The 22424-nt window shown below is 59.0% G+C and carries 23 protein-coding genes; 8 read left to right on the top strand and 15 right to left on the bottom strand.

Going from position 1 to position 22424, the window contains the following annotated elements; genetic code table 11:
- Nucleotide 1 precedes the first annotated feature (1 nt).
- The 3 genes from BGO89_08480 to BGO89_08470 all read right to left on the bottom strand — a co-directional run bounded on the left by BGO89_08480 (nt 2) and on the right by BGO89_08470 (nt 4844).
- On the bottom strand, nt 2–2803 hold the full coding sequence (locus tag BGO89_08480; protein OJX60015.1) for a hypothetical protein: 2802 nt from the start codon (nt 2801–2803) through the stop codon (nt 2–4).
- Nucleotides 2804–2927: 124 nt separating this feature from the next.
- Nucleotides 2928–4058: a hypothetical protein gene (locus BGO89_08475; protein OJX60014.1), complete on the bottom strand. Its 1131-nt coding sequence runs from the start codon at nt 4056–4058 to the stop codon at nt 2928–2930.
- 12 nt (nt 4059–4070) lie between these two features.
- Nucleotides 4071–4844 (bottom strand): hypothetical protein, encoded by a 774-nt coding sequence (locus BGO89_08470; protein ID OJX60013.1) that lies wholly within the window; start codon nt 4842–4844, stop codon nt 4071–4073.
- 86 nt (nt 4845–4930) lie between these two features.
- Between BGO89_08470 and BGO89_08465 the strand changes: the two genes are divergently transcribed.
- The gene (locus BGO89_08465) at nt 4931–6076 is read left to right on the top strand and encodes an acyl-CoA dehydrogenase (protein OJX60047.1); all 1146 of its coding nucleotides are present in this window, start codon (nt 4931–4933) and stop codon (nt 6074–6076) included.
- Between the two features lie 28 nt (nt 6077–6104).
- Here the strand turns inward: BGO89_08465 and BGO89_08460 are convergent, their stop codons facing one another.
- Both BGO89_08460 and BGO89_08455 read right to left on the bottom strand, forming a co-directional pair.
- On the bottom strand, nt 6105–7772 hold the full coding sequence (locus tag BGO89_08460; protein OJX60012.1) for a hypothetical protein: 1668 nt from the start codon (nt 7770–7772) through the stop codon (nt 6105–6107).
- Entirely contained in the window at nt 7769–8128 is a 360-nt protein-coding gene (locus BGO89_08455) for a hypothetical protein (GenBank protein OJX60011.1), read from the bottom strand. The genes BGO89_08460 and BGO89_08455 overlap by 4 nt, the downstream gene beginning before the upstream one ends.
- Nucleotides 8129–8259: 131 nt before the next feature.
- Between BGO89_08455 and BGO89_08450 the strand changes: the two genes are divergently transcribed.
- From BGO89_08450 to BGO89_08435, 4 genes are all read left to right on the top strand, one after another.
- The gene (locus BGO89_08450; GenBank protein OJX60010.1) at nt 8260–8445 is read left to right on the top strand and encodes a hypothetical protein; all 186 of its coding nucleotides are present in this window, start codon (nt 8260–8262) and stop codon (nt 8443–8445) included.
- A 126-nt stretch (nt 8446–8571) separates the two neighbouring features.
- Nucleotides 8572–8880, top strand: a complete 309-nt coding sequence (locus BGO89_08445) for a 50S ribosomal protein L21 (GenBank protein OJX60009.1) — start codon at nt 8572–8574, stop codon at nt 8878–8880.
- A 12-nt stretch (nt 8881–8892) separates the two neighbouring features.
- Entirely contained in the window at nt 8893–9153 is a 261-nt protein-coding gene (locus tag BGO89_08440; protein ID OJX60008.1) for a 50S ribosomal protein L27, read from the top strand.
- A 135-nt stretch (nt 9154–9288) separates the two neighbouring features.
- Nucleotides 9289–10272 carry a malate dehydrogenase gene (locus BGO89_08435; GenBank protein OJX60007.1) on the top strand — a complete coding sequence of 328 codons (984 nt, stop codon included), beginning with the start codon at nt 9289–9291 and terminating at the stop codon, nt 10270–10272.
- 83 nt (nt 10273–10355) lie between these two features.
- Here BGO89_08435 and BGO89_08430 read toward each other — a convergent pair whose 3' ends face one another.
- From BGO89_08430 to BGO89_08400, 7 genes are all read right to left on the bottom strand, one after another.
- A complete protein-coding gene (locus BGO89_08430) occupies nt 10356–11030 on the bottom strand; it encodes a hypothetical protein (protein OJX60006.1) in 675 nt (224 codons plus the stop codon).
- Nucleotides 11030–11878: a hypothetical protein gene (locus BGO89_08425; protein ID OJX60005.1), complete on the bottom strand. Its 849-nt coding sequence runs from the start codon at nt 11876–11878 to the stop codon at nt 11030–11032. The genes BGO89_08430 and BGO89_08425 overlap by 1 nt, the downstream gene beginning before the upstream one ends.
- Nucleotides 11879–12102: 224 nt before the next feature.
- Nucleotides 12103–13128 carry a hypothetical protein gene (locus BGO89_08420; GenBank protein ID OJX60004.1) on the bottom strand — a complete coding sequence of 342 codons (1026 nt, stop codon included), beginning with the start codon at nt 13126–13128 and terminating at the stop codon, nt 12103–12105.
- Nucleotides 13125–13628: a hypothetical protein gene (locus BGO89_08415; protein ID OJX60003.1), complete on the bottom strand. Its 504-nt coding sequence runs from the start codon at nt 13626–13628 to the stop codon at nt 13125–13127. The genes BGO89_08420 and BGO89_08415 overlap by 4 nt, the downstream gene beginning before the upstream one ends.
- A 10-nt stretch (nt 13629–13638) precedes the next feature.
- Nucleotides 13639–14286, bottom strand: a complete 648-nt coding sequence (locus tag BGO89_08410) for a hypothetical protein (protein OJX60002.1) — start codon at nt 14284–14286, stop codon at nt 13639–13641.
- Nucleotides 14283–14786 carry a hypothetical protein gene (locus BGO89_08405; GenBank protein ID OJX60001.1) on the bottom strand — a complete coding sequence of 168 codons (504 nt, stop codon included), beginning with the start codon at nt 14784–14786 and terminating at the stop codon, nt 14283–14285. The genes BGO89_08410 and BGO89_08405 overlap by 4 nt, the downstream gene beginning before the upstream one ends.
- Nucleotides 14783–15913, bottom strand: coding sequence for an undecaprenyldiphospho-muramoylpentapeptide beta-N-acetylglucosaminyltransferase (locus tag BGO89_08400; protein ID OJX60000.1), 1131 nt, complete (start codon nt 15911–15913; stop codon nt 14783–14785). Before BGO89_08400 ends, BGO89_08405 begins: the two co-directional genes overlap by 4 nt.
- A 101-nt stretch (nt 15914–16014) precedes the next feature.
- Here BGO89_08400 and BGO89_08395 point away from each other — a divergent pair, with 101 nt between their 5' ends.
- Both BGO89_08395 and BGO89_08390 read left to right on the top strand, forming a co-directional pair.
- A complete protein-coding gene (locus tag BGO89_08395; GenBank protein OJX59999.1) occupies nt 16015–16764 on the top strand; it encodes a hypothetical protein in 750 nt (249 codons plus the stop codon).
- Nucleotides 16761–18422, top strand: a complete 1662-nt coding sequence (locus tag BGO89_08390) for a hypothetical protein (GenBank protein OJX59998.1) — start codon at nt 16761–16763, stop codon at nt 18420–18422. Before BGO89_08395 ends, BGO89_08390 begins: the two co-directional genes overlap by 4 nt.
- A gap of 36 nt (nt 18423–18458) precedes the next feature.
- Here BGO89_08390 and BGO89_08385 read toward each other — a convergent pair whose 3' ends face one another.
- The 3 genes from BGO89_08385 to BGO89_08375 all read right to left on the bottom strand — a co-directional run bounded on the left by BGO89_08385 (nt 18459) and on the right by BGO89_08375 (nt 21541).
- Entirely contained in the window at nt 18459–19316 is an 858-nt protein-coding gene (locus tag BGO89_08385) for a hypothetical protein (GenBank protein ID OJX59997.1), read from the bottom strand.
- A 66-nt stretch (nt 19317–19382) separates the two neighbouring features.
- On the bottom strand, nt 19383–21071 hold the full coding sequence (locus BGO89_08380; GenBank protein OJX59996.1) for a hypothetical protein: 1689 nt from the start codon (nt 21069–21071) through the stop codon (nt 19383–19385).
- Between the two features lie 5 nt (nt 21072–21076).
- Nucleotides 21077–21541, bottom strand: a complete 465-nt coding sequence (locus BGO89_08375) for a hypothetical protein (protein OJX60046.1) — start codon at nt 21539–21541, stop codon at nt 21077–21079.
- A gap of 164 nt (nt 21542–21705) precedes the next feature.
- Between BGO89_08375 and BGO89_08370 the strand changes: the two genes are divergently transcribed.
- Complete coding sequence (locus BGO89_08370; GenBank protein ID OJX59995.1) at nt 21706–22416, top strand: hypothetical protein; 711 nt, start codon at nt 21706–21708, stop codon at nt 22414–22416.
- Nucleotides 22417–22424: the final 8 nt, after the last annotated feature.

The following is a 22424-nucleotide window of genomic DNA, read 5'->3' as shown; positions in this document are numbered from 1 at the left end:
GTTACTTCTTCTCGGGCTTGAGTACGAAGCGGCAGAAGTTGCCCGGCACGAGATAGTCCTGGGCAGCCTTGCGCACCTGCTCGGCCGTGAGCCCCTTGATGGCCACGTCACGATCGGCGATCACGCTCCACGGCTCGCCATCCGCATCGAGTTGCGACATCGAGCGCAGCCAGAACTCGTTGCGCTTCATCGCCACTTCGCGCTCCTTCGTCTGGATCTCCTTCACCTTGTGGATATAGTCGTTATCCACGGCGTTCTTGCGGAGGTTCTCCGCTTCGTTCTCGACGATCTTGATCATCTCGTCGACACGGTCGGGAGCACAGCTGAAGATGACGGCGATGGCATACTCTTCGATGGGTGTCTTGGTGGGCTGGGGCTGCACGCTCACGAAGTAGACGCCGCTCTTCTCCTCACGCATCTGCTCACGCAGACGGATCGTCATCACTTCGCACAAGGCGGCGAGGTCGTAGCGCTGGATCTGGTTGTACTTCATCGGACCATGGAAGGTCAGGGCCACGAAGCTCTTGTCTTCGATACCCTTGTAGACGGTCTTCGAAATGCGACCATCGGGCGTACGGATCTTCAGGTCCTTCCACGTTTCCTTCGTCGGCTTCGCGGGCAGGCTGGCTACGTAGGTCTTGAGATAGGATTCCATGGAATCCGGATTGAAGTTGCCCACGAAATAGAACGTGAAGCCGGCTGCATTGGAGAAGCGTTCCTTGTAGAACTCGAAGGCGCGATCGAGGTTGATCCTGTCGAGGTCTGCAACCTTGAGCGGACGCTTGCGGAAGTGGTTGCCGGTCAGCGCCACGGTGACCGTATCGAACAGGGCGCGCTCGGGGCTCTTCTCCTGATTGACGAGGGCCGTCTTCATCTTCGTCATGACGGAGCTGAAGGCTTCGGCATCCTTGCGCGGCTGCGTGAAATAGAGATTGAGCAGTTCGAAGAACGTCCGTGCATCCTTCGGCGTCGTGCTGCCGACGAAGCCTTGCGTCTCGTCGTCGATGAAGGGTGAGAGCGAGATCGTCTTGCCGTTCAGCATCTTCTCGAGCGTCGTGGCATCGACGTCGGCGATACCGCCTGCGTCGACGATCTGTGCGGCCTGCGAAGCGGAGAGGAAGTCCGCATCCGAGGCCAGCGACGTCCCACCCCATGCGCGTGCGGAGAACAGGATCTGATCGTCCTTGAAGTCCGTCTTCTTGAGGAAGACCGTAGCGCCGTTCGACAGTACGAGCTTCTTCGCGCCGATCTCCGGCACATTGGTACTGCTCTTGATCGAACCGGCGGCCGGAATCCGGGACATGAGCGGCTTCACCGGCACGGCATCCACGTAGGCATCGATGGTCTTTCCTGCGACGGCATCGAGGACGCTCTTGACATCGCTCTCCGTGGGCACCGTATATCCGTTGCCCTGGGGCACGGAGATCGTGATGACGCGGTTCTCCGGGGTGATGTTGGCCGCGAAGGCCGATGCTACGTCCTGCACGCTGATGGTCGGCATGAGCTGCTTGTAGATCTCGTACTCGCGCACGATACCCGGAGCGGCTTCCCTGGTGAGGAAGTTGCGTACGAGTTCCATGGCGAGGCCCTGGGATTCCGTCTTGTTTCGTTCGTTGTAGTATTTCTCCATCCGTGCGAGAGTCGCCTGCTTGGCACGATCGAGTTCCGTATGCGTGAAGCCGTGGCGCTTGGCGCGTTCCAGTTCCGTCATCAGGGCGTTCAGACTCTTGAGGACGTTCTTGTCGGCTGCCCGTGCGGAAGCGAAGAAGGCGCCCGTTTCGCGCGTCAGTGCGCCATCGCCCACACCCGCACCGGCGAAGGGAGGCTGTGCCTTGCGGGCCAGCTCTGCCAGGCGTGCATTGACCATGGCAGCGGCCAGCTGATCGATGATGTTCGTGCGGAAGTTGCCGAGCGTTACGGCTTCGCGGATCGCATGCTTGTTGATGACCTGCAGCGAAGCGGCGTCGAGTTCCGGATCGGAGGCGACCGAGATCAGCGTTTCCTTGTGCGGCGGCAGCGGCATGCTCGGCCTCTTGACGGCCGGCACGTTGTTACCTGCTTCGCTCGGGCGGAAGTCGAGGTACTTCGTGACGAATTCCAGCATGCTGTTGGGATCGGCATCACCGACGATGACGATGGCCATGTTCTCCGGACGGTACCACGTGCGGTAGAAGCGACGCAGATTGTCCGGAGGACAGTGCTTCAGCACGTTCGTATCGCCGATCACGTTACGCTCGGCATACTTCGATCCGTAGTAGAGCTTCTTGCTGTGCTTCTCGGACACGCGATCGTCCGCACCCTTTCCGAGGCGCCATTCTTCCATGATCACACCGCGCTCTTCCTCGATGTCCTTGTTGTCGTAGGTCACGAAGCCGGCCCAGTCGCGCAGGACCTGGATACCCTTGATCACCGTCTTGCTGTCTTCGGACGGAATCGTGAGCATGTAGACCGTTTCGTCCTGGTTGGTGTAGGCGTTGAGGTCGGCTCCGAACCGGATACCGGTGGACTCGAGGAACTTCACCAGCTCCTGCTTCGGGAAGAGCTGCGTACCGTTGAAGGCCATGTGCTCGCAGAAGTGGGCGAGACCATTCTGGTCGTTATCCTCGAGAACGGCGCCGGCATTGACGGCCAGGATCATCTCCACACGCTTTTCGGGCTTGCCGTTGCGCATGATGTAGTACTTCATCCCGTTGGACAGCGTGCCCATCTTGATGTCGGGATTCGGTTTGATGATCTCCGAATAATTCAGATTGCCGTTGCCGCCCTGGGCGGCAAGCAGCATCGGCACGAGAAGTAGCGTCAACAGCGCGAAAGCGCGCCGTAGAACGGATCGTTGCATGATCTGCTCCGAAGTGGGTGGATCGTAGGAAGTCGGGGCAAAGCTACGAACGTGTCAGGATTGAGTTTCGGCGGCAATTGCTAAACGCTCACCTGCCGGTCCTGATGACCGTTCCCTGTTCGCGGGCCTGGTGAAGAACGGCGACCAGCGATTCCTGCTGGTCGGACGGGTCGAGGTGGAGATACCTGCTGCACAGCAGCATGACGTCCGATGTGCTCCGCGCCTGGAGCAGCCGCAGCACGGCTTCCATTCCGTGGGTGTCGTGGACGACCTTGCAGAGGGCGGCACCGACGATGTAGACGTCGTCCTGCGACCGGTCGGGGTCCGTGAACAGAGCTACGAAGGAAGGAATCTCATCCGGCTGCTTCTCGCCCACGTATCGGTCCACGAGCGTATCGAACGGAACGCCGAGACTGCCGCCGAGCCATGTGGCCATACCTTCGCGTATGACCGGATGGGCGTCATCGAATCGGGCCAGCACGACGTGGACCAGTTCATGCGGATACCACTCGCTGCCGAGCCCCGTCATGACGATGCCCTCCTTCGGGAAGGCGAGCCCGCTGGGTGGAAGGGCATGATACTCCACGCCGAGCAGCCGGCACAGTTCGTCCCTGTCCTTCGCCACGTAGTAGGTGATCGCTTTCGGAAGCGGCTGACCCGTCGCTCGTGCGACGTCTTCCACGAAGCGCACGGAAGCGCCGGTCCGGCCGTGATCCATGATGTGATGCGGCGAATGGACGTAGGTGATCATTCCCACCTTCTCCCTTGGCCACGTCTTCGTGGCCCGGTCGAGCGGCGATACGACGCCCCAGTGCCCCGTCGCGTCGGAGAAGGCCGCCTGGACGATACCGAGGGGCTGGATATGACCCGACACCGTGTCCGTCATGCTGAACATCGTGCGTACGATCCAGGCGTCGCCTTCATGTTCGACCCTCAGGATCGTCGGCGGAAAGCTCCGTACCGTCCGTTCGTTCTGGATGAACCAGTCCCGCACGACGCCGCCCACGGCATGACGATCGTTCGCACCGCTCATCGCGATGGGACGACGCCATACGTCCAGGCTGTCGAGCCATGCCGTCAGCACGGCCCGTACGACCGGATGCGCCGTGTCGACGCGAGGCATGATCTGGACGACGGGAATTTCGTCGACACCCTTCCCTGCCGCGATGAAGGCGGAGATGGACAGGGCGAGGATGGAAAGGAAATGGCGCACGATCAATGTTACGAAGAATCAACCCCTGCCGTGTCGGCCCCAGAGCTCCCACAGGGCGATCGACGTCGCCGCTCCCACGTTGAGCGACGTATCGGCAAGATCCATGGGTATCTCCAGACGCACGTCGCAGACCGAAAGTATGTGTGGTCGTATGCCATGGCCTTCGTTGCCGACGACGAGCACGTCCGGACGACATCCCGCTTCATGTAACGGGCGTGCATCGGGACCCTGTTCCAGCGCCGCGACGCGGCGCCCCTCTCCTCTGACGTCGCGAAGGAACCTCGACAGATCGTCGATCTTCCCCACCGATGCATGGAAGCAGCAGCCCATACTGGTGCGTACCGCTCTCCGCAGGAACGGATCCGAACATCCCCCATCGACGGCGATGGAACGTATGCCCAGACCTACGGCGCTGCGCACGATGGCCCCCACATTGATGGCATCCGAGACGTCGTTGAGCGCGAGCACCGGGAAAGGGAGCTCGTCGACGGCGATGACCTCCGGTACCGGTACGAGGGCGATGATGGCACTGTGTGGACGGAACCCCAGTATGCGCGTCAGTTGTTCTTCCGTCGTCGGATGGTAGGCGGCATCGGACGGCATGACGTCGATGAGGGAATACTCCGCTTCGTCGGCGAACAGCGTGACGGGGCCATGGCCCGAGGCCAGCAGCATACGGACGGCGGTGCGCCCTTCCGTCAGGGCATAGCCCATACGCAGGGGGCGTTCCGGCATCTGCCGGAGATCGCGGATGATGTCGAAGGCGGAATGATGATCGTCGAATGTGGTCATGATCCGTTAAGGCCAGGTTCATTAAGTTTGTGGCTTCCCCATGATACAACAGGGACATGAGAATGTCTGAACATGCAGTAGACGGAATTTCCTTCGACCTGAGCGACGAGCAGAACGCGTTGCGCGATCACATCCGTGCCTTCGTCGAAGAAGAGATCAAGCCGGTAGCACTTCAATTCGACGAGACCCAGGAATTCCCGACGGAGATCTTCCGCAAGTTCGGTGAACTCGGATATCTCGGCATCGTCATTCCCACGGAATACGGTGGAAGCGGCATGGGCTATCTCGAGTACGCCATCATCGTCGAAGAGGTGGCACGCGGATGTCCTGCCATCGCCCTCGGCGTGGCAGCGCACAACGGCCTCTGCACGAGTCACATCTTCCGCTTCGGCAGCGAGGAACTGCGTCGCAAGTACGTACCGCGTCTCGCCAAGGGCGAAACGATGGGCGCCTGGGCACTCACGGAGCCGAACGCAGGCTCGGATGCCGGCGGCACGCAGACCACGGCCGTACGCGATGGCGACGACTGGATCCTCAACGGTTCGAAGAACTTCATCACGCACGGCAACGTCGGCGACATCTGCGTCGTCATGGCCGTCACCGATCCGTCGAAGGGCAAGAACGGCATTTCCGCCTTCGTGGTGGACAAGACCATGAAGGGCTTCTACGGCTCGAAGAAGGAGAACAAGCTCGGCATGCGCTGCTCGGATACGGCCGGACTGACGTTCGACAACGTGCGCGTTCCCGGAGGGAACCTGATCGGCGAAGAAGGAGAAGGCTTCAAGCAGGCGCTGAAGATCCTGGATGGTGGACGGATATCCATCGCTGCGCTGAGCGTGGGCCTCGCGCAGGGAGCCTTCGAGGCCGCCCTTCGCTACAGCACCGAACGCCAGCAGTTCGGCAAGCGTCTGGCCGACATGCAGGCCATCCAGTTCAAGCTCGCGAAGATGTCCATGGACGTCGACTCGTCACGCCTGCTCACCTACCGTGCGGCATGGATGCGCGACAGCGGCATGGACTTCACGACGGCAGCGTCGGAAGCCAAGCTCCTGGCCAGTGAAGTTTCGGTACGCGTCGCCGAAGATGCTATCCAGGTCCATGGCGGCTACGGCTACGTCAAGGATTATCCCGTCGAGAAGTACTTCCGCGATTCGAAGCTTCTCACCATCGGCGAGGGTACGTCGGAGATCCAGAAGATGGTCATCGCACGACAGTTGCTGTCGGCACTCTGACGCCCCGCCTCACCTATGAACGATGATATTACGGCCTGCCTCGTGCGGGCCGTTTCTTTTTCGGCACGTTCGACGGCGATACAGGAAGCGGCTTGCCGTCCACACCGGTCAGGAAGTCGTCGAGGCCGAGTATCCGGGCGATCGTCGGTGCGATGTCGACAGGCGCCACGCTGGCATCCGAGGTCGACCCCGTGAAGCCGCCGCCCATGACCATCAGCGGAACGTAGCGATCGTAGTCGTATGGCGTTCCGTGCGTGGCCGGAGTACTGCCGAAGATCCAGTACTGTGCCGGATAGAGAATGACGTCGCCCGAGCGTTCCGGATGGACGGAACGACGTATCCTGTCGAAGAAGGTCACATTGATCGAGACCGGACGTCGTCCGGCGAGAACGTCGCGGCGCGTCACCGCATAGGCGATCTGCGGAATCGAGCGCAGGGCATCGACCATGGCGTCCGCAGCAGCATCGATGCCGATCCCCATCGAATCGAGGGCCCCGGTGTTCAGATAGATGCTCGGATAGTTGACTTCCGTGATCCACACTGCACCCGGACGCTGGAATCGCGCCGACATCGCACTGTCGAGAATGTGCGTCAGTTCCTTTCGCTTCATCCGTCCGCTGAACACGGGCGGACGTCCCGGTACGGTCTGTGCCTGCAGGAGTTCGGGAATGGGCGCCACACCATGATCCGCGGTGATGACGAGCATGTAGTTCTTCCTGCCCACACGGGCATCGAGCGTATCGATGAAGGAACCGAGGATGCTGTCGCAGGCGACGTACATCTCCTGCACTTCGCGGCTGTCCGGTCCGAACGTATGTCCGAGTACATCCGTGCTCGAGATACCGATGCTGAGGATGTCGGTATGGTCGTCGCGTCCGAGGCGTTCCCTTTTCAACGCGAGGGTGGCTGCAGCGAACAGGTCGCGCACCGAATAGGGCGTGCGGAGATAGTCCCATGCATAGGCTTCATGATCGGACGTATCCGGCAGGGTGTACGGGAAGGTCCTGCGGCCATCCGTCATCGTGCCCTCGACGGCCTGGTCGTCGACGGCGGGGTCGAGAGCGGTCGGGATACCGGCCTTCCACACCGCGCCCTGCCATCTGGCGGGCACGATCGTGGAATGGAGCTCGCCAAGCCATGGAATGGACGGATAGTAGTCGCTCGACGTGAACCGGAGCGCCTTCGTATCGAACCACAGCACGGCCGTAGGACGATGACCGCTCATCATGATGGCGGCACGATCCTTCAGTGCCACGCCCACGACCTTGCTGGCCGGGTCCTTCTTCCGCAGGACGTCGCCGACGGTGGGAACGAGCAGATGGTTGGGCGATTCTCCGTGCTCCTCGTCATGCGTGCTTTCCACGCAGCCGAGACCGTCGGTATCGCACAACTGGTTGTTCGTGATGCCCGTCTTCCAGGGATAGCAGCCCGTGAGCAGCGTCGCATGACCCGGTGCCGTCGTCAGCGTCGCATGGTCGTAATAGCACTTCGTGAACCACGTACCGTCGTGCGCCACACGGGCGAATCCGCGACTACCGGCGAATCGGGCGAAGGACGAAGGATAGTCTCCCCGCATCTGGTCGTAGGAGAGGACGACGACGAGCTTCGGCCTGTTCCCCTTGTCGGCGCCGTATGCCCCGATGGACGTCGATATCATCAGACCGAGCACGAGGCCCAGCGACAGTACGGACCTCACATACCACCCATCGCCTGCATGATCTGCGCTACCTCGTAGGCCTGCTTCTGATTGTATTCCGCCGCCAGCCGGCGATAGTTCACCAGGTCGATGATCGTTCCGATAGCGCACAGCCCACCCGTGAAGAAATACAGAAGTCCCATACCCGGTTGCTGTATGACGAAACGCTGGATGCCCGAAATGCCGAGGAAGCCGAGAAGGGTCAGGACGAGGATCATCTGGGGGTCCTTGCGACGCGCCCTGTACATCATGGAGAACTGCATCGCCTTCTCGTCGTTGAGCGGGGCAAGGAGCATCTGGAGATAGGAGAGCTCCTCACCTTCGATGTCAGGCAGAAATTGGAACACGTTTGCCATGCGAACCTCCGGCGAATGTAGGGGTTGAACGAAGAAGTGCCACGATACGAATCAGCAATATGACGATCGCAGGCATTCCCAGCGGGTGTGCGTTCCAGCTTCGGACGAGATCTCCGTGCAGGGCATGCCCTATGGACCGTCCTATTCCGCATCCCCAGCAACCGTCGAATCCGAGCAAGGTGGGAATGCAGAAGGTGACGTGGCCTTCCATCGACGGCCCGAAGATTCCCAGGCCGACCAGGGCCAGGGTCCAGATATATACCTCGAGGGGTACCGAACGGAGTTTCTGCATCGTCATGGCTGGCGGGTACGTGTGAAAACACGAAAGGTTACCTTCTTCCCCGATGGAAGGTCCCTGTGGAAAATCCAGCAACTCATTTGTGTGTAACGGTTGGATACGGTATATTGCGGGTCCTTTTTTCGAACACAGCCTGATAAAAGCTATGTACGCAGTCGTAGAAATCGCCGGCCAGCAATTTGCCGTCGCTCCGAAGCAGACGCTTACCGTGCCGTTGCTGGACGGTAATGTCGGCGACACGCTTGAATTTACCAACATCCTTCTCGCTTCCGACAACGGCAAGGTGAACGTTGGCGCTCCGTACCTCAAGGGTTCGGTGAAGGCTACGGTCAAGGCTCACGGAAAGGGAGACAAGGTTCTCGTGTTCCACAAGAAGCGCCGCAAGGGCTATCAGAAGCTGAATGGCCACCGCCAGCACTTCACGAGCATCACGATCACGGACATTAACGTTTAACAAGGAACTGTCATGGCACACAAAAAAGGGGGCGGCTCTACCAAGAACGGCCGCGACTCCAATGCCCAACGCCTTGGCGTGAAGAAGTTCGGCGGTCAACAAGTCGTTGCCGGCAACATCATCATCCGCCAGCGTGGCACCAACGTCCATCCCGGCAATAACGTCGGCCTCGGCAAGGACTACACGATCTACTCGCTCATCGATGGCGAAGTGAAGTTCGAACGGAAGGACAGGACCCGCCTCAAGGTCTCCGTCTACCCGAGCGTCAACTAATGCCACAACGTCGCAACTACAACGCCTCTGCATAGAGGCGTTTTTTTTTGCCCTGAGAAGAAGAAATAGGACCGGCCGCCCGATCATGCGAGCATCGGGCAGCTACATCAACAACCCATAACCCGACGCACTACCATGTCCAAATCCCCTGTTCGTGTTGCCGTTACCGGCGCCGCCGGCCAGATCGGTTATAGTCTGTTGTTCCGCATCGCAAGCGGTGAAATGCTGGGCAAGGACCAGCCCGTTATCCTCCAGTTGCTCGAGCTGACGCCTGCGCTGAATGCGCTCAAGGGCGTGGCCATGGAGCTCGAGGACTGCGCCTTCCCCCTTCTGCACGGCATCGTCCAGTCCGACGATCCGATGGTCGCCTTCAAGGATGCCGACTACGCCTTGCTCGTCGGTGCACGCCCCCGCTCGAAGGGCATGGAGCGCAAGGACCTGCTCGAAGCCAACGCACAGATCTTCACGGTACAGGGCAAGGCCCTCAACGCCGTCGCCAACCGCAACGTCAAGGTCGTCGTCGTCGGTAACCCCGCCAACACCAACGCCCTGATCACGCAGAAGAGCGCTCCGGATCTCGATCCGCGCAACATCACGGCCCTGATGCGCCTGGACCACAACCGCGCCCTGTCGCAGATCGCCGGCAAGACGGGCAAGCATACGACGGATCTCACGCACCTCACGATCTGGGGCAACCACTCGGCAACGCAGTATCCGGACATCTTCCAGGTGAAGGCCAACGGCGCCGATGTATGGCCGACGATCAACGACGAAGCGTGGCTGACGGACAACTTCATCCCCACCGTCCAGAAGCGTGGCGCAGCCATCATCGAAGCGCGCGGCTTCTCGTCCGCCGCCTCGGCCGCCAACGCCGCCATCGAACACATTCGCGACTGGGTGCTCGGCACGCCGGCCGGCGACTGGACGACGATGGGCGTACCCAGCGACGGTTCCTACGGCATCCCCGAAGGCGTGATCTACGGCTATCCCGTCACGTGCGTCAACGGCCAGTACACGATCGTCCAGGGACTGAGCGTGTCCGACTTCTCACGCACGCGTATGGACGCCACCTATCAGGAACTGCTCGAAGAACGCAACGGCGTCCAGCATCTCTGGTAAGGCGTCGCATAGCACAAGACAAGAATGATAAAGGGTGTTCTCGCGAGAGGGCACCCTTTTCTCTTTGACAGGATGCTTACCACCTATTCTATTTCTTCTTTAGGAACTCTCCCTTCCCCGTGCTCTCCCATCTTGAGTTTCCGATCAAGTTCGTCACGCTTTCGCATAACCCATGTGTTACTTACTGTCGTATTAACAGCAGTGTAACGATGAACTCGTTGTAGTATCATCAGCAATGTCATAACGAAAACCATGCTGAGGCAAACAATGGCACCACTGGTCACCGACAATATCCACTCGTATGGCGCCTCGATATTGGCCATGAATGATACTACAATAAGAATAACTGCCGTTAGAATGGCGAACGAAACATTGAAGAATGTACATTCAAGCAAGTAGGCCATTACCGCCAGTATATCCTTGTTGAACATGCCTTCCTTTGTCATTAGATTGAAGTGCGGATGGGACTTGAGCTTGTCGCGTTGATCCATGCAGCGGTCAATTGAGGAGGTTACTAATACTTGAAGATTTAGAAGTAGTGCAATAAAAATAGCGCTGACATTAATCAGGGCACTATTAATGCTTACTGCAATATCTGACTTCCAGCATGCTGTTAGGAATCCAACAATCACTGGAAGAATGAAGAAGAGTATGAGTTGGGGCCAATCAAATCGCTCACTATCAAATCGACGAAATGTATTGACATGGTCTTTGATAATGACCCATGGGCTTAGACGTACCAACATACCATCCTCCATTATCTGAAGTACTCATCCGCGATATCGTTACATGCATTTCGCAGCTCCGATATAGCTGGCAATCCTGTCTCATGATCGTAATCAGTAGTCTCTATAAGCATATCAATTCCTTTAAAACCTGCCTTTGATACAACAATTCGCTTTTTTCGCCCGCCTATCACAACCTCAACAGAAACATCGTGGTACGGATCAGTAAAGCTGAATATCTCACTAGGACTCATTCCGCCATCAAAAAATTTGCTAACTCGTTGATTAGCAGCGTTCTTAAATCTTTTCTCCACACTATGTGGGATGACTTTTAGTTTGTATGAATAATCCTTGGATACTCCTTGGAGATAAGGCTGCATGACTTTCTCAACACTGGCAGGAAGATGATGACCAATAATCTCTATCTCGTTCAAGGCTCCGTTCTCGACATACTGTTTTGCGACATCTGCATTTAAGACTGCGGCATAGGACAGGACGTATCCGGGATACAAGTGCTTAAATGTTTCGCTAAGGCATTTCCAGAATACTTCGCGGTGTGAAACACGTCCAATTTTCAGCGCACAAAGGAGTGCTTTAGTTGAATTCTGTTTATGTCTCACTTGAAAATAGCTATGAGGAAAAGCCGCCTCTTCCGGTGAAATTGTATGTGTTTTTTCCTTAGTCTTGAGATCATGTACAGGTGCTGCGTTCGTATGCTCAGCACAGTTGGCAATGAACTCATGAGCGTACTCTTGGATTGTATTTGTTTCCTTGAAGTATATGTATTGGTCTCGATTTTGAATAGGATGCTCATAAATATGATCACTGCCATACCAGTCTATACTGATTTTTTTGAGGGCAGATACAAGACTATACTCCATCGATTCTGTTGGCAATGAAGCCTTTTCCTTTCTTGAGCTCGCTCTCTTGACAGTAATATAGTATGGCTGGATTTTCACGCTTGGCATAACATATCCTTAGATAAAGCATTTACACGATTAGCTAACTGTTACAAAGATAGCAGACGCCAATAATAAGATTGCCGCACTATTACAGTTGCATGCAGCCCATACGACGCCTCGTGACCGCATATATCGCACGGAGCCTACCTCCCGTACAACCTCTTCTTCCTCTCCTGCAGCAGCCCATCTACGCGCATATCTCCGAGCTGCGTTCCGATGGTACGGTAGAAGCCATCCACCATCGTTCCGTTCTCTTCCGATTTCGGCAGTACCGTCGCGAGACTGTCCAGCAGGTTCACGGCAAGGATCGTCCGAACGAAGACGTGCTTCGTCGTATCGCCGATGACGCGCCGGACATCGGCGACGATCCTGTCCGCATCGACCTTCTCATTCTTCGATCCGTGCTCGACGTCGTTCAGGAGTTCGATGCAACGGATCCTCGACATGTACGGCATGTAGGAGAAGTCCTGCCACCCGTCGGCATTGCATGCGACGGCCGTACGGAGGCGATTCATGACGCCGGAAACGACGTCGGCAGGAACGGCGATCTTGCGCGCCTTCCATTCCCGCACTGCCAGTGTCGCGACCATCTGCGAACGATAGCAGTGGAGATCGTAGGCGATCCACGTGTAGAGCGGACGTACCTGACGTGGAGCGGCGGCCTGACGCCATTGCAGATCGATGGAAAGCACCCTCAGACTGTCGTCGATCCGCTTCAGGATGGAAGAGACGCCATGCTTCTTCGTTGGCGAGGAAATCGATCCGGAATAGATGTCTCTCACCTTGAGATAGTCGTCGTAGGCCTTCTGCATCGACGTGTCCTGATAGACGGCCTTGCGCCATAGCGTGTTGATGCGGACGCTCGTCGTATCGTGTCCGACCATGACGATGTCGACTCCGACCTGTCTGGAACGCAACGACGCACGGACGAGCGTGAGTTCCTGCGACGGCACTTCGACGACGACGCGGCGTCTGTCCTGCGACGGCTTCACCTGCAACGGCACCGTCCTGCCGATCGGCGAATACAGCTCGACGACGATATCCCGGAACTCCTCACCGGGCCAGACGAGATCGAGGATGGCAGGCTGGGCCGACGCCATCGTCGCAGACGACATCATGACGCAGACGATGATCGCCATATGCCGGATCGTTCTTTCCCTCTTCATCATTCCCGGTAGTATTTACGTGGATAATCGAACGAACGGACGTTCCCGGTTCTCACACCGATGTCTCGCCAGCTTCGCAACGACGGGAAGGCGAGCGTGACGACGCCGCACGTGGGCACGTTCTCCAGTTCCGTATCGCCGACGATGTTCACGAACTGCGTTAACGCAGGGTTGTGCCCCACGACCATCGCGCAGCGGAAGGCATCGTCGATCTCCCGCACCAACGTGATCAGCTCGTCGGCCGTGGCATCGTAGAGCGCATTGGAGATGATCATGTCGTGCATCGGAAGGTCGAGCAACTGCGCCATCACACGGGCCGTGGTGACGGCACGCACGGCGCTGCTCGTGACGATGACGTCGGGACGCTCCGGTCCGTCACGGAGAATGGCGGCCATCAGAGGAGCATCTCTCCGGCCACGTGCGCTGAGAGGACGTTCGAAGTCGGACAGTTCGGGATAGTCCCAGCTCGACTTCGCATGCCTGGCCACCAGCATCGTGAACATGATGCCCTCGTTACTGTGAGCGGACGGTGAACAAGAGGACGACGGTGACGACTGCCGCCGCCACGAAGACGACGGGTTCGACGATATCGCTCCACAGCGACGTAGGCCGTGCGGGCATCGTTCCGTGCGTCGATCGATGCTGCGTCGATTCCGTCCTGCTCGCTTCTTCGCGCGACATCCGCGTGACGTCGCGGAACGTCCGTTGCGGAAGCGTGCGCTCGACGCCATCGACGACCGTCATACCGCCGACGTCGACGGTGATGATACGTTCCACCGTATCCCGTTCGTCGGTGGCACGGTAGATCGTGGAAACGTCGTGAGGAACGATGACGAGTCTGTTTCCCGACGTATCGCCCGATTCGGCGACGACGACGTTACGTCGTCCGGCACGATCCAGTGCGATGCTGCGGATGAAGTACTGGTCGGGATGGATATTGACGAGGAGTGAAATCGTGTCCAGCGATCCCGCATTGTCGTAGAGCTGGTCGATGCTGCGGACGAGATATCCCCGTACGATGTCGACGGTCGACAGGATGGTATCCCGTCGCAGGGCTGACGAATCGGTAACGGTAGCCTGCGCGGCGACGGTCGACAGCATCATGACCACGGCCGTCGTGAGAACACGCAGGATGTTGCGCATGATCATGTCTCCGATCATGCCTTGCGGGCCAGACCGTGTTTGCGGAAGCCCAGCAGCGCCGAGACGAGGGCATGTTCGTTGTCGTACAGAGCGGGGCGTATGCGGATGAGTCTACGGCGACCGACGATGCGGATCTTCACGACGGAGAACACGCCACGCACCCGGATGCGAACGTCACGACCGACGGCCAGACGTTCGATCTCCGCCCTCACGAACGTGCGTTCGTGGAATCTGCTCGTGAACGTGATTCCTTCGTCCGTGACGATGATCGTACGGCGGGCGACGGCATTGACGATCAGACCGACCGTCGATATCAGAACGAAGGAACCGAGCAGGACGACGACGGGATCCGTGAGGACGACGTTGACGAGACCGGACTGCAGCGTGCTTTCCCACAGGGCGCGCACGACGATATAGACGATGAGCGTCACTGCATAGACGGCCATCGACTGCCAGTAGAAGTCCAGTCTATATCTGAATTCGGCCGGCAGATGGACCGGTTGAAGGGTATCGGTCATTGCTCGTCTCCGGTATTCAAGGCATTGCAGAGCTGCAACACCAGCCGTGCAGTATCGGCCGCCGCATTGGGTCGGCCCAGTTGCCGTACTGCCTCGCCCATGCGATGACGTCGTTCGGCATCGCGCATTACACCGTCGATGGATGTCACCAGCGTCGGCGCCACATCGGCATCCCTGATCACGAGCGCTCCGCCGTGCTGTTCGACGACACGGGCGTTGTGCATCTGTTCGTTCGTCGACGCCGAAGGCAGCGGCACCAGGATCGACGGCTTGCCGAGGATACCCAGTTCCGAGATCGTCGTGGCCCCGCTTCTCGAGACGACGAGATCGGCGGCCGCATAGGCCAGGCCCATATCGTCGATGAACGGTTTCACGACGACGTTCGGTGGAATCGTTCCGCCGGGTTCGAAGACCTTGCCCGTCTGCCACAGCACCTGATATGGCGACGTGGCCAGCATCGGCAGTGCGGCATCGACGGCCATGTTGATGCTCCGTGCACCGAGGCTGCCACCGAAGACGAAGACGACCGGCCGATCGGGATTCAGCCCGAGCTTGTGCCGTGCCGTCGCGGGATCGATGGACGGATCGATCTGCGTACGGACGGGATTGCCGAAGACGTGCAGTCGTTCCTGCAGGTCTTCCGGATAGAAGGCCCTGCTTTCTTCGAAGGCCAGGACCACTGCCGTGGCCCGTGGAGCGAGCCGGGCATTCGTCTTGCCCGGATTGAGATTCGATTCGAGGACGAAGAGCGGCACGTTCTCACGCAGCGCGGCCAGACCGGCCGGATAGCTGATGTAGGCACCGGTGCATATCACGGCTTGTGCCCGATGGCGTTTGATCGCTTCCCGCGCGATGCGTACGGACCGGAGAATCTTGAAGGGCAGGGTCAGGACGGACGGACTCAGGATTCCCCGGTAGCCTCTGATCGGCATCGGAACGAAGGGAAATCCCAATCCCGGAATCAGCGTGGTCTCCATGCGGTCGTCGCTACCAAGGAACAATGCGGAGCATCGTCCGTTCGTAAGCACCTGCAATTGCTCCACCACCGCTACAGCCGGAAAGATATGTCCGCCGGTACCTCCTGCCGCAACGACAACGCGGAACGGTTCCTGTGACGTGCGGTACATGTGCCGGTAATTGCCTTCATAGTGATGGAATGTCGACCGCCAAAATAGGCCCGTTTCCGTAATTTCCGAGGTACTCTCGATCCATGATCCCACCCCGCAGCATGCAACGTTCCATCAAACCCCTCTTTCTTCTTCTGCTGTTCGTTGCCGGCCTGCCTCTCCTTGCGCAGGCTCCCAACGTACGCCCCTTCATCCAGCAGATCGCCAACGGCTGGACGGCGGACGCCAAGAAGGCCCTGCCCGATCTCCTGATCGACCATCCCAACGATCCCGGCGTGATGTTCCTCCACGCTTCGCTCGTCGAGGATCCCGCCCGCGCCATGCCACTCCTCGAGCGCATCGTGGAAGCCTATCCCAAGAGCGAGTGGGCCGACGATGCCCTGCTCCGCATCATCGTCTATTCGTCCGTCAAGAACAACACCGACAAGGCGCGGAAGTCGCTGGCCATCATGCGTGACCAGCACGGACAGTCCGACCTGCTTCCCATCGCCGCCGATGTGGTACGGATGACGGTGGGCCTGCCGCTCGCCGCAGAACGCACGTCCACGGTGAAGAAGTCCGAGACCCCGGCACAGGCCCCGTCCACACCCGCCATCGAGAAGACGCCCGAATCCGCTGCGACGAAGTATTCGATCCAGACGGGTTCCTATACGGACAAGACGCAGGCCACGAAGCTGGTGGAATCGTTCCGCAAGAAGCGTATGAAGGCGCGTCTTGCCGAATCCACGTTCAAGAACAAGAAGCGCTACGTGATCCTCGTCGGCGAATACGATACGGAAGCCGAAGCCGGCAAGGACGTCAACGCGGTCCACACCATCTGCAGCTGCAAGCCCTTCGTGGTGAAAAAATGATGCGTCGTTTCGCGGCGATGATGGCGATGTGCTGCATCGCCTCCGTACCGGTGTGGGCGCAGAGCGCCGATGTCAATGCCGAAGTGGTGTCCTACGACATGCAGTTGCTGCGGGCCATCCGCGGCGACGCTTCCCTCGGCAGTGCGGCCGTATGGCCGCAGACGATGCAGTCCATCGAACGGTCCTCGCGCGCCACCGACGACGCCTTCGCGCGATATGTCCGCGCCTACTACCATCCATGGCTTTCTACGGCCGACACGACGGACGGCATGAAGTTCTTCGACGATGCCGACGGCAGGATACGTCTGCTCAGGAGCTTCGACGGTACGCTGCGCTTCACGGCCGACGCATCGCTGATGCTGCGTCCGGGATTCTATGATGACGGCACGACCGACGGCTCCTTCCTGCTGGGGCGGCCCGCGATGCGCTTTGCAGGCTCCTTCGACGAACATTTCGGATTCTTCCTCGACCTGTCCAACGGTGCACGCCTCTCGGGCACACCGCAGATGATCGCCAGAACCGATCCCGTGCTCGGCCGCACGTTCAAGTTCCAGGTAGAAGAGCAGAAGTTCTTCGATCGCTACATCGGATACGTGCAGTACCAGAACGACTACCTGCGCATCCGCTACGGACGTGAACCCGTCCAGTTCGGCTTCAGCCCCATCGACAACTACGTCCACTCGCTGCAAGCCGCACCGATGGACGGACTCCTCATCGACGTCCCCTACAAGAGTGTCCGCTTCACGTCGACGCATTCGCTGGTGGAAGGTGTGGACACGTCGGGCCGCGCAGTGCCGGGCAAGTACATCGCCACTCACCGCATCGCCGTCGATCCCTGGCCGTGGATGAGCGTCGCCGTCAGCGACATGATCACGTACTGGGGCCGAGGGCTCGACCTCTCCTATCTGAATCCCCTCGCCTTCTTCGTCAGTGCCGGCCTCGGCACCGACGAACGGAGCCGCAACGACAATTCGATCATCGGCCTCGACCTCGCCGTACGTCCGGCGAGCGGTTCGATGATCTACGGTTCGCTGATGGTCGACGATCTGTCGTATTCATCGCTGTCGGATACGTCGCAGGCGGGCAACAACAACAAGTTCGCCTTCCAGCTCGGCATGTCCCAACTTCTGCCGTGGCACGTCATGGACGCCCCGACCCTCGTCAGCATGGAGTATGCGCGGATCACGCCCTTCACGTTCTCGCACCGCAGCATGAACGCGTCCTATACGCACCTCGGCGCTCCCGTCGGCTACGACATGCAGCCGAACAGCGACAGGCTCGCGCTGCAGGTACGGCAGTGGTTCACGCCACGGACATTCCTGCGCATCGATCTGGACTTCACGAGACACGGCGAGAACCTGCTGGACAGCACGGGGCACATCGTCATGGGAGAGGATCCGCGATTCCCCGGATCGGGTGTGATGACGCCGATCGGCAACGTCGGTGGCGACGTCTTCCGCGGCGACGGAGACTTCCTCCAGGGCAATCGTTTCCTTCGCGGCAACGTGAGCTATAGCCGTCGTGTACGACTCTGGTTCTCCGCGGAGTGGTATTCGAACATCTTCACCGATCTGCGCATCGGCTACGAAAACCGCAACGGCGGCAATGCACCGGGATCGTTCCTTTACGGTTCCTTCGAGATCAGGATAGGGTACTGATCTTCACATCACGCGCAGGGGCCCCAACGGCCCCGTTCACTTGATCAGCTTGGTCTGCTTCACCTGAAGCACTTCCTTCGTCGTGTTGTGACGATGGACGTAGACGACGACCGAGCAGTTCTCCGGCTTCCACGTCTTGTCCGCAGGAATGGTATAGGAGATCGTCTTCTGTATGGTCTGTCCGGCGGCCACGGGCTGGGCACTGAGAACTTCGCCCCACGTTCCGTTCATGGACGAACGCATGACGTGTTCGAATTCGTAGTCGGGAACGTGCGACGGATTGACGCGATAATCCTTCTGATCCGAGATGATCTTGCTTTCCGTAAGCAATGCCACGATCTGGTAGTCGCTCGTACCTGCGACGAGATACTTGACCTTCGCCGTGATATCGATGGCCCTCGTAGCTGCATTGTAGGTGTGCGAGATATCGAGATCGACGGCAGGCTTGTTACCGAGAAGTCCCGCCACCACCGTGGACCACTGGTCCTTGCCGAGGATCACCTTGCCGTTACGCGCGGTGCGATTCACCATACCGTTGGGATTGCCCGCGCGGCTGATACGGAAGGTATTGTCGAGCTGCGTCGCGTCCGGCGTCTGGAAATCCATGGGATAGTCCGGCAGTTCCGGATAGGCGAACGGACCGGCATGAACGGCGACGATGACGACACGATCCGCACCGTACGTCGTCTCGAGCTGCTTGGCGATGGTGGCGGCTTCCGGACAGTTTCCACACGTGTGACCGGTGTAGTCCTCGAGCAGGATATTCTGCTTGATGGAATCGCCGCCGCCGGGATTGACCGGCGTTTCACGATACGGAGCGTCGATGACGTCGCAGGCACCCACGAGGGTGGCCACCGCAAGCGCGAGAAGAGGGAGTCGGATACGTTTCATCATGATGGTTCTCCATTCGGATCACCGACAACGACACGATTCGGGATACCGTGTTACCGTCGGCCGGGATCAAAACGTATAGGTCAGGCCCAGCGTGAAGCCGTTGGACGCAGGAACGGGACGGCAGATACCGCCCACGCAGAGGATACCGCCGCGGACACGTCCGTAGCCGGCCTGCAGGCGAAGGGCATCCTTCACGTAGGCAACCGTGGCATTGGGATAGTGGACGCGCAAGGCTTCGTCGTTGTTGCCGAAGTTGTATTCGTCGAAGACCGTGAAGAACCATGACGGCGACACGGTGTATTCGAAGAGTGCCATGGCCCAGTCACCGTTCTGCAGTGCGAGCTGGGCACCGGCTTCGTGCGTGACCTTCATGTACTGGAATTCCGTGCGGAGGCTCTGGCCGCGGGCCGTCTGCCACCAGAGTTCGAGGACGGCGAAGTCGGCCGTGATCAGACCGTACTTCTTTTCGGTAGGAGCGGCACGGCGTTCGATGATGTCCTGGTCGTACTTCAGGTGGATGAAGGAGAAGGTCGTTTTGAACTTCCGCCCCCATTTCCGCTGGATCTCGATATTGGCATCCTGATAATACTTGCGATCGCTCCACATGAACTTCGCATCGTAGCGCAGGTCCGTCGTCCAGGTCGTATCGAGGGCACGGACTTCGGAGTAGTTGAGGGAGACCGTCGTTTCGTCGTCACCGAGGAACGATCCCTTGGGAATCGTGAACGTCACGTCGGCCTGGACGGCGAACTCGCCCGTCGGCTGGGTGGCATAGGGATAGAGCGTGATGAGGCGCCACGTATGCTGCTTCGTGAGCGCGGGGAGGTAGTTGACGGTCTGGACGTTGCCGGTGGCCGTGCGGTCGCTGCGGAAGTCCATGTTGTCGATACGCTTCGCCGCCAGGTTCACGCCGAGGCCCTGACGGGCATAGGACAGGTTGGCATAGATGGCGTTACCGGTATTGAAGGACTGGCCGTTCGCGGCGCTCGGATCGTTGATCTTGTGGGCGTACTCCATGTCGAGGTTCACATCCTGATATCCCAGGCGTGCTCTCGTACTCCATGCCATCACGTTCTCGGGCAGCTTGAGGAAGTCGTCGAGGTCGGGCTGGAAGCGGCTCACCATGCTTCCGCCGAGCTGTACCTGCATGTCCCTGGGCAACAGGTTCTCGTCGATGGAGTTGATATCGAGGCTCAGATCGGCTCCCCGCATGATCCCTTCGCTCAGATCGAAGAAGGAACGCTGGCGTCCGATGAAGCCGGTCAGCTTGATACCATCGATGGGCATGAAGCGTGCGCGCACGCCGTCGATGGAATTGTCGAAGCCGAGGTTCCGTTCTTCGTAGGTCCGCAGGATCATACCGCTACCGAACTGCTCGTAGAAGTTCCCGCCCGTGATCTCGAAGTGCGTGTCGCTGTAGGTGAAGAAGCGGTACGGAATACCGATACCGGTTCCTGCTCCCGTCGACGCATAGCGAGGATCGATACCCAGAAGAGGATTCTGATACGATTCGAAGCGCAGACCGGCCGTGAACTTGCCACGTGTGTAGAGCAGGTTCACGAAGGCGTTCGAGAGGATCTTCTCGGGAACTTCGGGGGCACCGATGAGCGTATCCTTGGAATACGTCTGGGCGTCGAGCTGGACGCTGCCCGTGATCTTGCCGAGATCGTCGAATTGCGCAGATGCCGATACGATAGCGAAGGGGGCTATCAGCGTGCACAGGACGCCGATGGCAAGAGGTGTTGGTATGGTCATGAAAATCAGCCTTCTGTAGGACGACCGAGGAGCTTCTTGATCTCGCGTTCGAGGTCTTCCTCGTCGCCAGCCGCATAGGCACTATGTTGCCAGACGATCTTACCGTTCTTTACCAGGAAGGTGTGCGGCACGTTGTTTACGTTCATTGCGCGCTTGAAGTCGCCGTTCACGTCGAGCAGGACGTTGAAATCCCAGCCCCGGCCCTTGATGAAGGCAGGAACTTTCTGCGCATTGCGGCTATCGTCGATGGACACGGCCACGACGGTCACGCCGAGGTCCTTGCGCCATTGTTCGTACAGTCCATGATAGGTATTCAGCTCCTGGATGCAGGGCTTGCACCACGTGGCCCAGAAACTGATCACCACCGGAGCGTCGCTCTTCGACAGGTCGGCGGTATTGACCAGCTCGCCGGCGGCGTTACGGATCTTGACGGCGGGGAGAGAGGATTGCGTCGAGTCCTGTGCCGACATGCTGGCGGCGCCGAGGAGGACGAGAACCGCCACGAGAAGAAAATGAAGGCGCATGGTGCTTCCGGTGTAACAGACGCCCGAAAGTCGGGTCTGTACACCCGCTTGGCACGACGTCCGTCGTTTTGTAGGTTCGTATGACATACTACTCTGAGGAGCGAAAAAATATGAAAAATCAGACACTTGCGTTGGCCGCTGCCCTCATGCTCGCCTTCGGCGTCGATGCCTCGGCCCAGTCGCTGAAGCTCGATTCCCAGGATCCACAACCCGTGAAGGCTACGCCTGGTGGAGGGACGGCTACCACCCACGCTCAATTGCGTAATGTCGGCTCAGGTACGGTTCCCGTCAATTTCCGGGCCGATCTCTCCCGCGTCGTCGATGGACATAACGTCAGCATCTGCTTCGGCGACCTGTGCTACTTCGTGTTTCCGGACGACAACCCGGCCGACCGCGACGGCTTCGACGTCCTGCCGGACGGCACGACCGATCTGAAAGCCCAGCTTTCGCCCGGCGGCATCGAAGGCACGAGCACGATCACCTATACGCTGTTCAACAACGGCAATCCCGGCGACAGCCTGCAGTACACCGTGACGTTCGTCATCGGTAACGCGACCTCCGTCCGTGAGATCGGCGAAGCGTCCGGCGTCCGCGTCGGGCCCAATCCTGCAACCGGCATCGTCACGATCCAGGGCGACATCATCTCAACGGTCATCGGCGTGGACATCTACGATGCCCAGGGATCGATCGTACGTTCCGTGATGCCGAGCCGAACGTCCACGCTCACGCTGCCGGTGAACGGCCTGGCCGCCGGATCGTATCATGTCATCCTCACCACGGACAAGGACGTCTTCCGCGCGCCCATCACCGTAGTCCACTGATAATCGAC

The organism is Candidatus Kapaibacterium thiocyanatum (assembly GCA_001899175.1).
Taxonomy (GTDB): domain Bacteria; phylum Bacteroidota; class Ignavibacteria; order Kapaibacteriales; family Kapaibacteriaceae; genus Kapaibacterium; species Kapaibacterium thiocyanatum.
The sequence above is the reverse complement of the archived record's forward strand: the minus strand, read 5'-3'. Positions and strand labels throughout refer to the sequence as shown.